The 14,483-nt window shown below is 55.2% G+C and carries 17 protein-coding genes; 13 read left to right on the top strand and 4 right to left on the bottom strand.

The genetic code is table 11. The annotated features are described in order from the left end of the window. The first annotated feature begins 102 nt into the window (after positions 1-102). Positions 103-687 carry a DedA family protein gene (locus Q1L85_RS10595; protein ID WP_300424214.1) on the top strand — a complete coding sequence of 195 codons (585 nt, stop codon included), beginning with the start codon at positions 103-105 and terminating at the stop codon, positions 685-687. On the opposite strand, the gene Q1L85_RS10590 is transcribed toward Q1L85_RS10595, so the two are convergent. Further along, entirely contained in the window at positions 675-923 is a 249-nt protein-coding gene (locus Q1L85_RS10590) for a hypothetical protein (RefSeq protein ID WP_300424213.1), read from the bottom strand. The genes Q1L85_RS10595 and Q1L85_RS10590 overlap by 13 nt on opposite strands. A gap of 104 nt (positions 924-1,027) precedes the next feature. Between Q1L85_RS10590 and Q1L85_RS10585 the strand changes: the two genes are divergently transcribed. Together Q1L85_RS10585 and Q1L85_RS10580 are read left to right on the top strand one after the other, a co-directional pair. Next, positions 1,028-2,038: a DUF3549 family protein gene (locus Q1L85_RS10585; RefSeq protein WP_300424212.1), complete on the top strand. Its 1,011-nt coding sequence runs from the start codon at positions 1,028-1,030 to the stop codon at positions 2,036-2,038. Positions 2,039-2,127: 89 nt separating this feature from the next. Next, a complete protein-coding gene (locus Q1L85_RS10580; protein ID WP_300424211.1) occupies positions 2,128-2,475 on the top strand; it encodes a YchJ family metal-binding protein in 348 nt (115 codons plus the stop codon). Here the strand turns inward: Q1L85_RS10580 and Q1L85_RS10575 are convergent, their stop codons facing one another. Continuing rightward, complete coding sequence (locus Q1L85_RS10575) at positions 2,476-2,751, bottom strand: hypothetical protein (protein ID WP_300424210.1); 276 nt, start codon at positions 2,749-2,751, stop codon at positions 2,476-2,478. 101 nt (positions 2,752-2,852) lie between these two features. Here Q1L85_RS10575 and Q1L85_RS10570 point away from each other — a divergent pair, with 101 nt between their 5' ends. The 9 genes from Q1L85_RS10570 to Q1L85_RS10530 all read left to right on the top strand — a co-directional run bounded on the left by Q1L85_RS10570 (position 2,853) and on the right by Q1L85_RS10530 (position 12,374). After that, the gene (locus tag Q1L85_RS10570) at positions 2,853-3,959 is read left to right on the top strand and encodes a hypothetical protein (protein ID WP_300424209.1); all 1,107 of its coding nucleotides are present in this window, start codon (positions 2,853-2,855) and stop codon (positions 3,957-3,959) included. Positions 3,960-4,086: 127 nt separating this feature from the next. After that, positions 4,087-5,232, top strand: a complete 1,146-nt coding sequence (locus Q1L85_RS10565; RefSeq protein WP_300424207.1) for a D-alanyl-D-alanine carboxypeptidase family protein — start codon at positions 4,087-4,089, stop codon at positions 5,230-5,232. A gap of 75 nt (positions 5,233-5,307) precedes the next feature. Continuing rightward, positions 5,308-5,580 (top strand): DUF493 domain-containing protein, encoded by a 273-nt coding sequence (locus Q1L85_RS10560; protein WP_300424205.1) that lies wholly within the window; start codon positions 5,308-5,310, stop codon positions 5,578-5,580. Further along, entirely contained in the window at positions 5,580-6,218 is a 639-nt protein-coding gene (lipB, locus tag Q1L85_RS10555) for a lipoyl(octanoyl) transferase LipB (protein ID WP_300424203.1), read from the top strand. Before Q1L85_RS10560 ends, lipB begins: the two co-directional genes overlap by 1 nt. Before the next feature lie 3 nt (positions 6,219-6,221). Continuing rightward, positions 6,222-7,187, top strand: coding sequence for a lipoyl synthase (gene lipA, locus Q1L85_RS10550; RefSeq protein WP_300433099.1), 966 nt, complete (start codon positions 6,222-6,224; stop codon positions 7,185-7,187). A gap of 100 nt (positions 7,188-7,287) precedes the next feature. After that, positions 7,288-7,734: a hypothetical protein gene (locus Q1L85_RS10545; RefSeq protein ID WP_300424199.1), complete on the top strand. Its 447-nt coding sequence runs from the start codon at positions 7,288-7,290 to the stop codon at positions 7,732-7,734. Positions 7,735-7,865: 131 nt separating this feature from the next. Next, positions 7,866-9,068: an efflux RND transporter periplasmic adaptor subunit gene (locus tag Q1L85_RS10540; RefSeq protein ID WP_300424197.1), complete on the top strand. Its 1,203-nt coding sequence runs from the start codon at positions 7,866-7,868 to the stop codon at positions 9,066-9,068. Further along, the gene (locus Q1L85_RS10535) at positions 9,058-11,001 is read left to right on the top strand and encodes a MacB family efflux pump subunit (RefSeq protein ID WP_300424195.1); all 1,944 of its coding nucleotides are present in this window, start codon (positions 9,058-9,060) and stop codon (positions 10,999-11,001) included. The genes Q1L85_RS10540 and Q1L85_RS10535 overlap by 11 nt, the downstream gene beginning before the upstream one ends. Before the next feature lie 2 nt (positions 11,002-11,003). After that, positions 11,004-12,374, top strand: a complete 1,371-nt coding sequence (locus tag Q1L85_RS10530; protein ID WP_300424193.1) for a TolC family protein — start codon at positions 11,004-11,006, stop codon at positions 12,372-12,374. 6 nt (positions 12,375-12,380) lie between these two features. On the opposite strand, the gene Q1L85_RS10525 is transcribed toward Q1L85_RS10530, so the two are convergent. Further along, on the bottom strand, positions 12,381-12,617 hold the full coding sequence (locus Q1L85_RS10525; protein WP_300424191.1) for a YdcH family protein: 237 nt from the start codon (positions 12,615-12,617) through the stop codon (positions 12,381-12,383). Positions 12,618-12,807: 190 nt separating this feature from the next. On the opposite strand from Q1L85_RS10525, the gene Q1L85_RS10520 reads away from it, so the two are divergent. Then, positions 12,808-13,947 (top strand): hypothetical protein, encoded by a 1,140-nt coding sequence (locus tag Q1L85_RS10520; RefSeq protein WP_300424189.1) that lies wholly within the window; start codon positions 12,808-12,810, stop codon positions 13,945-13,947. On the opposite strand, the gene trxC is transcribed toward Q1L85_RS10520, so the two are convergent. Next, positions 13,928-14,368 (bottom strand): thioredoxin TrxC, encoded by a 441-nt coding sequence (gene trxC / locus Q1L85_RS10515; RefSeq protein ID WP_300424187.1) that lies wholly within the window; start codon positions 14,366-14,368, stop codon positions 13,928-13,930. The two genes, Q1L85_RS10520 and trxC, sit on opposite strands and share 20 nt — an antisense overlap. Positions 14,369-14,483: the final 115 nt, after the last annotated feature.

The raw sequence follows: 14,483 nt of genomic DNA, 5'->3' as shown, positions 1-14,483 counted from the left end.
TCTGGTATTAAACGGGTTAATCCGGCCAGACGCAAACTTTACCGGAGACAGAACCGGGATCATGGGAGTTTGTCACAGATGAATCAGAACAGGAGGTAACCGGTGGATTTTTCACAGCTCAGCAATCTGGGTCTGCTGCTGGCCGTGCTTTTGGTGGCTTTGCTGGAGTCGCTTGCCGTAATTGGTCTGCTGGTGCCCGGGATCGCCATGCTGCTGGCACTGACCTTAGTTGCGGTTGATGCCGGGGTGCCGGCCTGGGGATGGTTTCTGGCAGGCAGTGTTGGCGCGTTTGCCGGTGACGGTGTCAGTTTCTGGCTCGGGCAGAAGGCCGGGCCGGGGGTACGTCATTGGGCATACTTCCGCAGACACCCTCGGGTGCTGGCCGAAGGCGAGACGTTCTTTCTGCGTTACGGTGTCTGGAGCATTATGCTGGGACGCTTTATCGGCCCGCTGCGACCCGTCGTGCCGTTAGCCGCCGGGGCACTGGCCATGCCAGCTTCCCGGTTCTGGCTGGCGAATGCTCTGTCTTCACCCGCCTGGGGAGGCGTTTATCTTCTCGGGATGTATTGGCTGGGAGAAGAGTTCAGCCAGTATCTGCAGCCGGGTCCGGCGCTGATGTTCCTTGCGGGGGCGACCCTGGTGGCGGTCGCCGTCAGTCTGGTATTGCGTGGGCGTCAGTCTTCCTGACGCCGGCTGCGTTCGTAGTTGAGGTCTTTTTTCAGGCTGTTGGCTTCGTACTGAAGATCCGCAACTTTCTGTTTCAGCTGTTGATTTTCCGCTTCGTGTTCGCGATAAGTCGCCGTCATACTTTCCAGTTCACGTCTGGTTTCGTCGACGATCGATCTCCAGCGGTTGGTCAATACCATAGCGGTCAGTGCACCACCGAGGACAGCGGCGGCGATAATGGCGGCAACAAACAACATGTCAGACTTCCTGCGTTAAGGTTCTGCACCATGATAACGAATCCAATGCGGGGGCAAAACCTGATAACATCGCGCCCCTGAATTCAGTATGCGGGGAAGATGAGATGTCGATCAGTCAGTTTGTTGCAGGTACCGGTGCCGAGATGCGGGTGTTTGATCTTGGTCGCAGAATTTCTGCCATAGATGTTGCTGAATTCGAAGCCTTTGAAAATCTCGCGCGCCCGTATCACTCACCTTATCTGCGACATGCCTGGGTGGGCATTCTCAGCTGGAATCCGCAGGAGCCGGGCCAGCACAATATCTGGTTTCTGAAACTGCCTTTAGACGAACAGAATATTCTGCAGCCGGGGCCGAGAGATGCTTTTCTGCAGCACTGGCTGCAGGTGATTGCCGCGCCGGACAAAGAACATGGTGAGGCACCGTGCAGTTTTAAACCGGATGGCAACCGGATGGCCTATTTTCATTCTCAGGCTCTGCGCGAGCTGAACCAGCCTGCTACCCGTTTTTATACCACCGCCCGGGCGTATCTGAGCGGAGATACCGGTTGGGACAACTGGCAACAGCTAGGCCTGCAGGGGCTTGCTGAAGTGGTTGCGCGGCTTGATCAGGAAAATAACAGCAACCTGCTGGCGTCTGCCTTGCCGCATATGCCTGAGGTGCCCCGCAATGTGATTTTAGGCTTCCTTGAAAATGCCAGCCCGGATGTTGCCCTTACGATCGCTCTTAGTGATGGTCTGGCTGAGGCCATGCGCTCCAATGCAGATGCTGCCACTCTGGCGGCCTATTGTCGGGCGATGTCTGCGAGTGTCAGTGTTGATCACCGCCAACAGATACTCGACGTTGTTCTTGCACATCCGCACGCCAGCTCACTGGAACTGCTCAGTGCCATCGGAAGTCGCTGCTGGCATGACCTTGAGGGGGCGCGTCTTAATTCCTACCTCGAGTCGCTGGCAAAGGCCGGTGCCGAGACCTTTATGGCGCTGGTGGCTGATCTGATGACGTTGCCGGGCATGCGGGGCCGGATTCTGGAAGCCTTCCGCCATCCGCAGCGCAGTGAAACACTGTCGACCGCCATTGGTGCGCTGATGGCCGGTGCCCGCGGTGGTGTGCAGTGAGTCTCTGCTCCTGTCACTCCGGACGTTCTGCCAGTGAATGTTGTGAACCGATACTGGCAGGGGCGCGGGCGGGGTCGCCGCTGGCCCTTATGCGGTCACGGTATACGGCATTTGTCACCGAAAATGCAGAATACCTGAAGCGCTCCTGGCACCCGGATTACTGCCCCGACACCTTGGAATTTGCCGCCGATACACAATGGACTCAGTTGTTGATTCTGGACCACGGCGAAGACGGGAATTCCGGGCATGTGCATTTTATCGCACGTTTCCGTGAAGGGACTGAGTGGTTTGAGCTCGAAGAAAAATCGCGTTTCGAAAAGATAGACGACGACTGGAAATATCTGGCAGGGAACACTGATTTCCGGCCCCTCAGCCCCGGGCGCAATGACGCTTGTCCGTGTGGAAGTGGCCGGAAGTGGAAGAAATGCTGTGGCTGATCAGTCGCTTTTTGGTGTCATGCCTTTTTTCAGCATGGCCCAGGTCATCATCAGGGCACCGGCAGTCGATAATAATAAGGTGAGATCAACGAGCAGCCGGTGACGTTGATAAAAACTGATCCGCTCAGAAATCTCTTCTCCGCATTCGCCACTGGCAAAATTATAGTGTCCGCCGGCTTCAATGCAGCTGGTCACTGTGCTCAGTTCTATGCCGTAAAGTACGATCAGTAAAACGGCAGGAACAGCAAAAATAAGTGAACCGAGTCTCATCAACATGTGAGGGATTTCTCCAAACAGGGCAACGGAGCTTGACATCACTCCGGCAAAGTCTGCATCTTACCGGTCTGCAGCAGTTCTTCACAACGATAACAAGTGACATGAAAAAGATTTCGCTCTTAATAGCAGCATGGATTTTTGCTGCGCCGGCATGGACGGCAACTCCTGAAGATTTAGATCAACTTCTTACGAAGATTGAACAAGACATCTCTGAAATGCGCCTGAGCACGCCGGCCAACAATAATGCGCTGGATAAAATCGAGTCATTCCGTGAAGCGGCACCCTTCGATTTCCGTGTGGTTCCTCTTGCTTACCAGTGGGGCGAAGCGTACGTCGGCCTTGCCCGTCAGGCGCTGGCAAAGGGTAAGTATGAACAGGCTCAGGAATATCTGGATAAAGTCTGGCCGGTGGCCGCACTGACCCCCGGACTTGAAGATGCTCAGCGCGCGATTGACGAAGCCCGTGCAGCAGGCTCGGCTCCGGTCGCCGCTGTCGAAGAAGAAGCCGTCTCCCGTGCGGAGCTGGAACGTCAGAGAAAGCTTGCTGAAGCGGCCGCCCGCGAGAAAGAGCGCCTCAAAGTAGAAGCTGAGAAACAGAAACAGGCTGAAGCCGCGCGTCGTGCGGAAGAAGCCCGTAAAGCCGCCGCAGAAAAGGCGCTGCGTGAACAACAGGAGCGCGAACGCCGTGCGGCTCTGGCGGCAGCCAAAAAACAGGAAGCGGCAAGCCAGAAATCCCCTGTGGATATCGACGATATCGCGCTGGACATCCTGGAGCCTGCGGCGCCGGCGAAGCCTGCCCCTGTGGTCAGAGTTCAGAAACCTGCACCTGTGGTGAAGCCAAAACGCGAAGTGGCCGCGACACCTCTGGCGAAAACAACTCAGCTGTGGGCTGGTGCCCGGGAAGAGTCAGCGCCGATTGCGCGCTACGACGTACCAGCTCCGGCACTGTCTTCCAAAGACCGTGGTATTGCAGATCAGATGGGTGATATCTGTCAGAAAATGGTGGATGAGGACGCATCAGTCGTGATTCACACTGACAGCAAGTCGGATTACCGCTGGCTGGCCGTTCGTCTCACCTTGTGTGGTCGTCGTATTGACCGCGGTTATCGCCTGCGTCACAGCCACGAGCCACTGGCCGCTGGGGAAACCCCGAATGTCACCCTGCATCCACCGCGCACCAGTTCTCTGGTGGAAGAGGTGTCAGGCTGATCGGACCCTTCCGGAGGCGGAACCTTCTGCCGCTTCCGGGGTCGCACAGTGGGCGCGTCTGGCGCCCCTGACAATTCCTGAGCGCGTGGTACAATGCCGCGCAAGTTTTTATTCTGGTCCCGGTACAATGCGTTTATTCCGATTTTTTGCTTCTGTTGCTCTGTTTGTTTCGTTTACAGCGTCTGCTGAAATTCTTATCCCTAATCCTCCTGCGCTCGATGCGACTGCATACATTCTGGTTGATGCAGACAGTGGTGAGGTGCTGGTAGAAAAAAATTCTGATGAGCGCCTGCCGCCTGCCAGCATGACAAAGATGATGACCAGCTACATCGCCGTGCATGAGTTGCAGGAAGGCAAGGTCACCGAAGACACTATGGTGCCTATCAGTGTGACGGCCTGGAAAAAAGGCGGCTCGAAAATGTGGGTGCGTGAAGGCACTGAGGTACGTCTGATTGATCTGCTGCGCGGAATTATCGTGCAGTCAGGCAATGATGCATCGATTGCTGTTGCTGAGTATTTTGCCGGATCAGAAAGCGCATTTGCCGGCTGGATGAACCAGTACGCGCAGGAGTTTGGTATGGTCAGCACTCACTTTGAGAATGCAACAGGCTGGCCAGCCGAAGGTCATCTGACCACCGCCCGTGACCTGGCAACACTTGCCAAACACATTATCAAAGACCACCCTGAATATTACGGGCTCTACGCTGAAAAATACTTTGAATACAACGATATCCGTCAGCCTAACCGCAATAAGCTGCTGTGGCGTGACCCCAGCGTAGATGGTCTGAAAACCGGTCATACGGATGAAGCAGGCTACTGCCTTGCGGCGTCAGCCAAACGTGAGAATACCCGCCTTATTGCCGTTGTCATGGGCACCAAGAGCGAAGAGGCCCGTGCCCGTGAAACTCAGAAACTGCTGGGCTATGGTTTCCGCTATTACGAAACCCACAAGCTATACAGCGCCGGGGATGTACTGAGCACCGAGAAAGTCTGGTTAGGCAAAACGGCATCTGTAGACATTTCTCTGGCAGAGGATCTGTATATGACTCTGCCGCGTGGCAGCAAAGATCAGGTTGAAGTGTCGCTTGAGATTAAAGAATACCCAGAGGCGCCTGTTGTCGCAGGCCAGGCGATGGGGCTGCTGACCATCAGCATGGGTGGCGAACAACTCGCAGAAAGACCGCTGGTCGCACTGCAGGATGTTGAAGAATCGGGCTTCTTTGGCCGCTTGTTCGGGAAAATCCGACTCTTCTTTGTTCGTCTGTTCTCCTGATTTCAGGCAGGCAGCCGGTTGAAAAGTGTCATGGACGGCTCCATATTCAGAGGCTAAGCCAATGAGGATGTCATAGTGAGTCAGCCAGACGCTCCCAAAATTGAATTTCCCTGTGCCAACTATCCGGTCAAGGTGGTTGGCGTCGCGTTCGACGGTTACGAAGAGGCCATTGTTGAGGTCGTACGGGTCCATGCGCCTGATTGCGATATGGCCCGGATTCGCGTACAGGAAAGCTCTAACGGACGTTTCCGCTCCATTACTCTCTATATCACCGCAACGGGCGTAGAACAGTTGACCAATATCCATCGTGATCTGACGGCGCATCCTCAGGTGCGCATGGTGATCTGATGCAGGTCCGGGAGCTCGGCCTGTGCGAGTATCAGTCTGTCTATGATGAGATGACCCGCTTTACGGAGCAGCGATCTTCCAGCACGGAAGATGAGCTCTGGTTTCTGCAGCATTTTCCGGTGTTTACTCAAGGGCAGGCCGGCAAGGCAGAGCATGTGCTGTTTCCCGGTGATATTCCTGTGATTCAGACCGATCGTGGAGGACAGGTAACCTATCATGGTCCGGGTCAGCTGGTGGTGTATCTGATGATAGATATCGGCCGTCGGGGATGGGGGCCGCGTCAGCTTGTAAGTGGAATTGAGCAGGCGATTGTCGATACGCTCGCCGAATGGGAAATCGATGCCGCGCCCCGTTCCGATGCTCCGGGAGTCTATACCGGTGGTCGGAAGATTGCCTCCCTGGGATTACGTATCCGCCAGGGTCGGTCTTTCCACGGCCTGGCGTTAAATATTGATATGGACCTCGAGCCTTTCCGGCGCATAAATCCATGCGGCTACGCTGGCATGGAGATGACGCAGATGACCGGTGAAACTGACAGCGTGGTCAGTTTTGATGCGGTCTCTGAGCGTCTCAACTATCATTTACAGCAACGGCTGGCTAATGGTGGCCCTGATGCTGAAGAAACAACTCCGGAGTAAATAATGTCAGAACGACGCAAAGTGGTTCAGGGCGAAAAATTACGTGGTGCCGATAAGGTCGCCCGTATTCCGATTAAGGTCATTCCGACTGAAGAAATTCCACGCAAGCCCGATTGGATCCGCGTTCGTATTCCTGCGACTCCCAAGATCAATGAGATCAAAGAAAAGCTGCGTAAACACCGTCTGCATACGGTCTGTGAAGAGGCGAGCTGTCCGAACATCGGTGAGTGTTTTGGTGGTGGGACCGCGACCTTTATGATCATGGGAGACATCTGCACACGCCGTTGCCCATTCTGCGATGTCGGGCACGGACGTCCCAATCCGCTGGATGCAGAAGAACCGGTTAACCTGGCGACTGCGATTGCCGACATGGGGCTGAAGTATGTGGTGATCACCTCTGTCGACAGAGACGATCTGCGCGATGGCGGGGCGCAGCACTTTGCTGATTGTATCCGTCTGACACGCGAGCACAGCCCGGGTATTCAGGTTGAGACTCTGGTGCCGGATTTTCGTGGCCGCATGGAGATTGCTCTGGACATACTCTCTGGTACACAGCCGGACGTCTTTAATCACAATCTTGAAACTGTGCCGCGTCTCTACAAAGAGTGTCGCCCTGGGTCGGATTATGAGTGGTCGCTGAAGCTGCTCAAAGAATACAAAGCCCGGAATCCTGACATCATCACCAAATCGGGCCTGATGCTGGGATTAGGCGAAACCAATGAAGAGGTCGTGGAGGTCATGCATCACATGCGGGCGCACGACATCGACCACATCACGCTGGGACAGTATCTGCAACCAAGCCGGGATCACTCCCCGGTGAAGCGCTTTGTAACGCCTCAGGAGTTTAAAGAGCTGGGCGACATCGCTAAGTCGCTGGGCTTCCTGCGGGTTACCAGTGGACCCCTGGTACGCTCTTCTTACCACGCTGATCAGCAGGCCGAAGGCGTAGATGTCGGAAGTGTAAGCTGAATTTAAGTAAAAGCTGTGATTCTCTCCTGAGGCAGGTGCATAATGATCGCATCTGTGAACACAGGGAGTTCACAGCTTTTTCTTATCAGAGGGTATTGCCATGATGGCCTCCGAACAGACCCCGCTGCGCGTCGCAGCAAAATATCTCAGCCTCAGTGGCACCTCCACCTACCATATCGAAGACGAAACACTGCATGTGGAAGTGGAAGAAATAGCTAATCTGCGCAGTACAGGCAACACGAGTGGCACTCTCTCGCTTGAAATGTGGGCATTGAGTGAGCCGTATTCGGGTGGCGATTTCCGCGGGTATCAGGTTGGCGCCACCGAAATAGGCGAACTGAGCGGACAGCATCATCTGAATAACTGTCGCTTTACAATGCCTATCCGGACACCGGCGGAAGGGCAGTGGTATCTGGTACTGATGTTACGTGAGTGGGAAAACGGCGCCTATGTGACCCGTGATCACATCAGCTTTCCCCAGCCAATCAAAGCACAGTACAAGCTGGTGCTCAGCCTTGATGGACTGCCTGCGGTATACCGGCCTTAGTCCTCACACTTCCTTACGCAACTATTCGTCCATTTAATTGAGATTGATTGGCATTTAGATTAGATTTCGCAGCCTTCAGGGGGGTGCGGCTCAAGGGTCTCATCGGGATTTCTTTGGTGAGAGATTGAAAAATGTCAGTTGGTAACTCTGCATCACACGGAGCGCGTTCGCTGCTCCGACGTGTAATTCGTCCATTCTTTTTCGTAGTACTTCCTTTACTGATTGTCTGCGCAGCCGTCTATTACTGGTGGTTTGCTGACTCGGGTGACCAGGCATGGCTGATCCAGCATGCAGAAATCGGATCGATTGAAAACCACGTTGCGTCGACCGGTACCCTCGAGCCCAAAAACTACGTGGATGTCGGTGCGCAGGTGTCCGGCCAGGTAAAAGTCATCCTGGTCGAAGAGGGGGACGTCGTAGAAAAGGGGCAGCTGCTGGCAGAAATTGATGCCTCTGTGTTTGAAACCAAAGTGGCGAACGCTGAGGCAAGCCTTGAAAACAAACGTGCGGGTCTGGAGCAGCAGCTGGCAGAGCTGGAGCTGCAGGAACTGCGCCTCAGAAGGAATGAAGGGCTTTTCAAGCATCAGGCCATCAGTGAAGACACCCTGGTTGAAAGTCGCACAGGCGTGAAAATCCTGAAAGCCAAGATTGAAGCATCCCGGGCACAGATCAAAGCAGACGAAGCATCATTAGCCGGTGACAAAGTGTCGCTGGGTTATACCAGCCTGTTTGCTCCGATTGCAGGTACCGTCGCCAGTATCTCAGTACGGGAAGGGCAGACGCTGAATGCAACCAACAGTGCGCCTGTGGTCATGAAAATCTCTGACCTTTCGGTCATGACCCTCCGGGTAGAAGTATCTGAGGCAGATATCCCACGGCTTAAGAAAGGAATGAAGGTACGCTTCTCCACGTTGGGCAGGCCCAACGATTTCCGTTGGTCGACACTGGCTAAGATTCTGCCCACTCCCAACCTTGTGAATGATGTCGTGCTGTATCAGGTATTGGTGGATGTCGATAACAGCGATCACTCTCTGATGGAAGCCATGAGTACTCAGGTGTTCTTCGTTGAAGATTCTGCAGAAGATGTGCTTCTGGTGCCTCTGGCAGCGGTGCGTCGCTCGCCACGGGGGGCGTCAGTCCGCGTGCCTGCAGGAACTGAAGAAGAGCGTGTGCGCGTTGAGCTGGGTGTGGTCAGCCGTACTCACGCTCAGATTATCTCAGGCCTTGAAGAGGGTGACGCGGTCATTGCTGGTAGCGAGCAGTCCAGCGGTGGAGAACAGGCGCGCACCTTCGGCACCAATGCGCCACGCATAGGTGGTCGCCGTGGCTTCTGATACCGCTAAACAGCCACCACTGATTCAGATTGATCGGGTAAGTCGTCATTATCAGGCGGGTGATACCTTGGTCAAAGCGCTGGATGAAGTGTCACTGACAATTGAGCGGGGCGAATTTGTCGCTGTTATGGGGCAGTCCGGTTCGGGTAAATCTACCCTGATGAACATTCTTGGCTGTCTGGATACCCCGACCTCCGGTACGTTCAGGGTTAATGGTCATGATGTCTCTGCGATGACCCCGGATCAGCTGGCTGCCTTGCGCCTGAAGACATTCGGGTTTGTCTTTCAGCGTTATCAGCTGCTGGCCCCTCTGACTGCCCGTGAAAACGTAGCGCTGCCTGCAACCTATGCTCATGTTCCGGTGGAACAGCGCTTAAACCGGGCTGAACAGCTGTTAGATAAGCTGGGGTTAGGCGATCGCGCCGATCATAAGCCCGGTGAGTTGTCGGGCGGACAGCAACAGCGTGTTTCGATCGCCCGCGCCATGATCAATGGCGCGGAGGTTATCCTCGCCGACGAGCCCACCGGGGCACTCGACAGTCAGAGTGGTAAGCAGGTTCTGGCATTGCTGCAGCAGCTTAACCGTGAAGGCAGTACCGTTATCCTTATTACGCACGACGCGCATGTGGCAGAGCATGCTGATCGTCAGATTCATATCAGTGACGGCCGTATTCAGTCCGACAGTGCACCGGCTCCCACGCTGGATATCGCTGCCAGTGAACCTGCCCCGCCGGCGTTTACCTCTGTGGGCTTTGCCGAGGCGGTCAGCACAGCGCTGAAAGCCCTGCGGTTTAACTGGTTCCGGACGGCACTGACGCTGCTTGGCATAGTAATCGGGGTAGGTGCGGTTGTCGCTATGATGGCGATTGGTGAAGGGGGCAAGCAACAGGTCCTCGATCGTATTGAGTCCATGGGGACTAACCTGCTGTTACTGCGCCCCGGAGGAGGCAATACGCGCTCTTCGGGTGAGATGGCCACGCTGACTGTTCAGGACGGCGAAGCTGTCAGTCAACTTCCCGGTGTCAGCTATGTTGCTCCCGAGCGCAACAGCCGGGCAACCATCCGCTTTGGTAACCGCGATTACAACGGCCGTATTCAGGGGACGACACCCGATTATATTCACGTTCGTGACTGGGGGATGGCCCGTGGGGTGTTTTTCACCGAGCAGGATATGGACAGCATGGCGCCAGTGATTGTGATTGGCCAGACGGTTGCGGAAGAGCTGTTCACGCAGGGTGAAGATCCGGTGGGGCAGTACGTGTTCCTGAAGTCTGCGGTATATCAGGTCATTGGTGTGCTGGAAGCCAAAGGCGCGACGTCGGGTGGCTCTGATATGGATGAGATGATGTTGATCCCCCTCTCTACAGGTAGGGTACGCGTTTTTGGTCGTGATCATCTGAGCACGATTACCATCAAGGTTGAGTCGACAGATCGTCTGGATGAAGTACAGGCCGCGGTCGAAAGTCTGATGCTGCAGCGTCACGGCAGAGAGGACTTTATGGTGCGTAATACGGCTTCACTGATTGAAGCCGTTGGTGAAACCCAGGATACCATGACCTGGCTGCTGGGCTCGGTCGCGGCCATTTCACTCTTTGTTGGTGGCATTGGCGTGATGAACATTATGTTGGTAAGTGTCTCGGAGCGACGGCGTGAAATCGGTCTGCGTATGGCCACCGGTGCGAAGCCCGGAGATATTCTCCGCCAGTTTAATATCGAAGCGCTGGTCGTCTGTTGTTTTGGTGGTCTGGTCGGTCTGCTGCTGGGGGCCGGTGTCGCCTGGTTGCTGGGCCAGTTTAATATTGCGGTGGCTTTTTCTCTGATGCCCCCACTGCTGGCATTCAGCTCTGCAGTGCTGGTGGGCATTATCTTTGGTCATGCGCCTGCGCGTCAGGCCTCCCGTCTTAATCCGATTGATGCGTTGGCGGAGGACTGATCATGCCTGCAGCGTTTTATAGAACATGGGTCGTACTGATTTCTTCGGGTATGGTATTTGGTTGTGCCAGTCCTCTGCGTGATCTCGAGCCAATGGAACCAGAGCTGCCTGCGGATCACAGCTTCGTCCAGGAAGATGCGGTTGCGCCGGCGTATGACTGGTGGACTCAGTTAGGTAGTCCGGAGCTGGATGCGCTGCTGGCGCAGGCGATGAGTGACAGCCCGGATGTTCAGGTGGCTCTCGAGCGTCTGCAGTCAGCGGAAGCGGCACTGAGTCAATCCCGCGCAGACCTCTGGCCGTCGTTGTCTTTCCGCGCGGGGGCGAGCCATCGCAAAGATCTCGACAACAGTGACACTGGATTCAGCAGTGGTTCCAGCCTGAGTTTCTCCGCCGGATACGAGATAGATCTGTGGGCAAGACGAGCTGCGGATATCGACAGTGCTGAACTGGATTTTGAAAGCCAGAGGCTGACTCTGCGTAGCGCAGAAATGATGCTGACCGGGCAGGTGGTGCAGCAATACATTGCGCTGCTTGCTTCCCAGGAAAGCCTGCGTATCGCCTACAGCAACCTTGAGGCCTCCCAGGAGCTCGAACGTATTGTTCAGGTGAAGTTTGAAGCCGGTGTGGTCTCGGGGATGGAAATCGCCCAGCAGCGCAACACAACCCTGTCTCTGATCAGTCGCCTGGCAGGGCTGGAGAAAAACCTGGCGGTACAGAAGCGGGCGCTGGCGGCGCTGATCGGGTCTGACACTCTGACGCTACCGACGATGAATCTGACGCTGGCAGAGCTGAATCTGCCTGCGGTTGCCGCTGTTCAGCCGGCCAGTCTCCTGGCTCAGCGGCCCGATATCCGTCAGGCGAACATTGCGCTCTGGCAGAGCCATGCCAGTGTCTGGCAGGCAGAAAGCAGCCGTTGGCCGTCTCTGAGCCTCAGTGCGGGACTGTCCGCATCTGACGTTCTGAATCCTACCGGTTGGGCACTCTCTCTCGGAGAAAGTCTGGCGCTGCCGCTGTTTGATGGTGGGAAAATATCAGCTCAGATTGCTCAGGCGGAGTCCGCAGAGCGAGTGGCTCAGATTGAGTACCGACGCACCGTGCGGGCGGCTATGCAGGAAGCCCTCGATGCTCTGGACGAACTCAGTTACCAGCAGGAGGAACTGCACAACAGCGTTCTGGTGCTGGCTAATAACGAGCGGCTGCTTCACCTTGCGCAGATCCGCTTTGATTCCGGTGATACCGATTTCAGCGACCTGCTGAGCGCACAGCGCACCTTCTTCAGCGCCCGCGACTCTATGGTGAGTACACGTCAGAGCCACCTGAACGCCTTGATTGCGCTGTACCTCACCCTGGGGGATATCCCCAGAGGCGGCTAAGAGAGATTACGCTTTCAGCATGGAGTAGAGGTCATCTTTCAGGTGAACCCGCTTCATGCGGAGCGCATCCAGAGTCTCATCCGCGGCGGGTGTGACGTCTTCTTCGATTTTACGTACCTCGCGATCAACGTCATGGTACTCCTCAAACAGGCGGGCAAAGTGTCGGTCGGTCATCTTCATTTCGCGGATTTTTTCTGACATATCAGGAAATTCGTGATGCAGATCGTGATGTTCAATGGTCATTACATTCGCTCCTTTGTGTTGTTGTTTTCAGACTACCCCTGACAGAAAAGTTCGCCTTGATTTGAATCATGCCTCCTGCTGGTGTGTTTAATTGTGACCTGCTTGGAGAAACAATCGGTAACATCTGGACTTATCCGGCCGTGTGAACTTTATTTATAAGCATCTCATTTACGTCTTTGAGGGCCGTTCCATGCAGGGCAGAGTGATTGTTCTGGATAATAAGCATCAGTCAGTGTCGTTACTGACACAGGTACTCAGTCATCTGGATGTGGCCGGTTATGCATCACTGTCCGATTACTTTGCCGCGGGCAACAACGACGCGGACTGCTTTGTTCTCGATAGCTCGTGTCTGGGCGAAGAGGAAAAATGCATCGTCAGAGAGCTGCGCAGTCGTCCGGAAACAGCCTCAACACCTGTGATCTATGTGGGCGAGAACCAGGCTCTGGAAACACGCCTGGCCGTTTATGAAGCGGGTGTCGACGATTACATTACTGCGCCCTTTGATATCACTGAACTGCAGACCAAGGTCAGCCGGGCATTGCACCAGCGTCGCTACGAGCGGGAACTGTTGTCGTCAGCAGAAGTGGCGCGTCAGGCGGCCTTTGAAGCCATGACTCACTCGGCTGAGCAGGGCGAGATCGTGCGTTTTATGGAGCAGATCTCTATGTGCCACAAGCTCGAAGAACTGGCTCAGGCGATGCTCGGGCTGCTGTCCCGTTTCGGGCTGAATGTGGTCTTTTCGTGCTGGAAAACCAATGACGACTGGCCAAGGTACTTCTCTCACGCGGGAGCGACCACCCCGCTTGAAGAAGATCTGATGCAGTCCGGGCATACCGGCGGACGGATCATGGAATTCGGTCGTCGGATGCTGGTGAATTATCCTCAGGCCTCACTGTTCGTAAAAAACGTGCCCTACGAAGATGAAGCCCGCTATGGGCGGATCAAAGACCATCTCTGTGTTGTTCTCAGCGCCGCTGATGCGCGTGTAGGTAGTCTTAATATGGAAGAACAGCTGCGCGAAAAAGACAAACTGCTGAGTGTCGTGAACGACGCTGAACACCGTCTGCACGAGTTCCGGGAAAACCAGAACGCCATGCTCAGTCGGGTTGCTCATGAGCGCGGAGACCTGAAAATTGAACTGCGTGAAGAGCTTCTGATGCTGAGTCTGAATGACGAGCAGGAGGAGCGCATGCTGAATCTGGTGGAAGATCACATGAACAGCCTGGATGGCCTGTATCGTGAAGCGATCGACTGGCAGGAGGCGATAGAGCCTGCGATGCAGGCGCTTCAGTATGTGGTGCGCGGTAACGCTAGACCTGACGGCATTTGATCAGTGCCTGCTGAATCCACTGTTTGAGCTGTTGCGCAGGGAGCGCTCCAGACAGTCGGTCGATTTCTTTACCCTGAAAAAACACGATCAGTGTCGGAATGCTGCGGATCGCAAAGCGGCCTGCGGTTGCCTGGGCCTGTTCGGTGTTCACTTTGGCAAAGCGGGCATCAAAGGGCAGCTGCGCGGCCACGTCTTTAAAGACGGGGGCCATCATCTGGCAGGGGCCACACCAGGTCGCCCAGAAGTCCACCACCACCGGAAGATCATTCCTGGTAATAAAGCGATCAAAACTGGCGTCCGTCAGATCAGCAACCTGACCACTGAACAGGGCCGATTTACAGCGGCCGCACTGGCCCGGCTGTTGCCGCTTATCTTCCGGAATCCGGTTGATTGCGCCGCAGTCTGGACATGAAATATGCATAAGAAATCCATCGTTAACTAATGATCTTTATATGGTGATTCAGTTATCTGGTTTCAAGTCGAGCCGGACAGTCTGCAGCCCGGTCAGTTCAGAAATGCTCACTCTGTAGACAAGG

The organism is uncultured Thalassolituus sp. (assembly GCF_950066645.1).
Classification (GTDB): Bacteria; Pseudomonadota; Gammaproteobacteria; order Pseudomonadales; family Oceanobacteraceae; genus Thalassolituus.
This window is presented reverse-complemented; position numbering and strand designations above follow the sequence as displayed.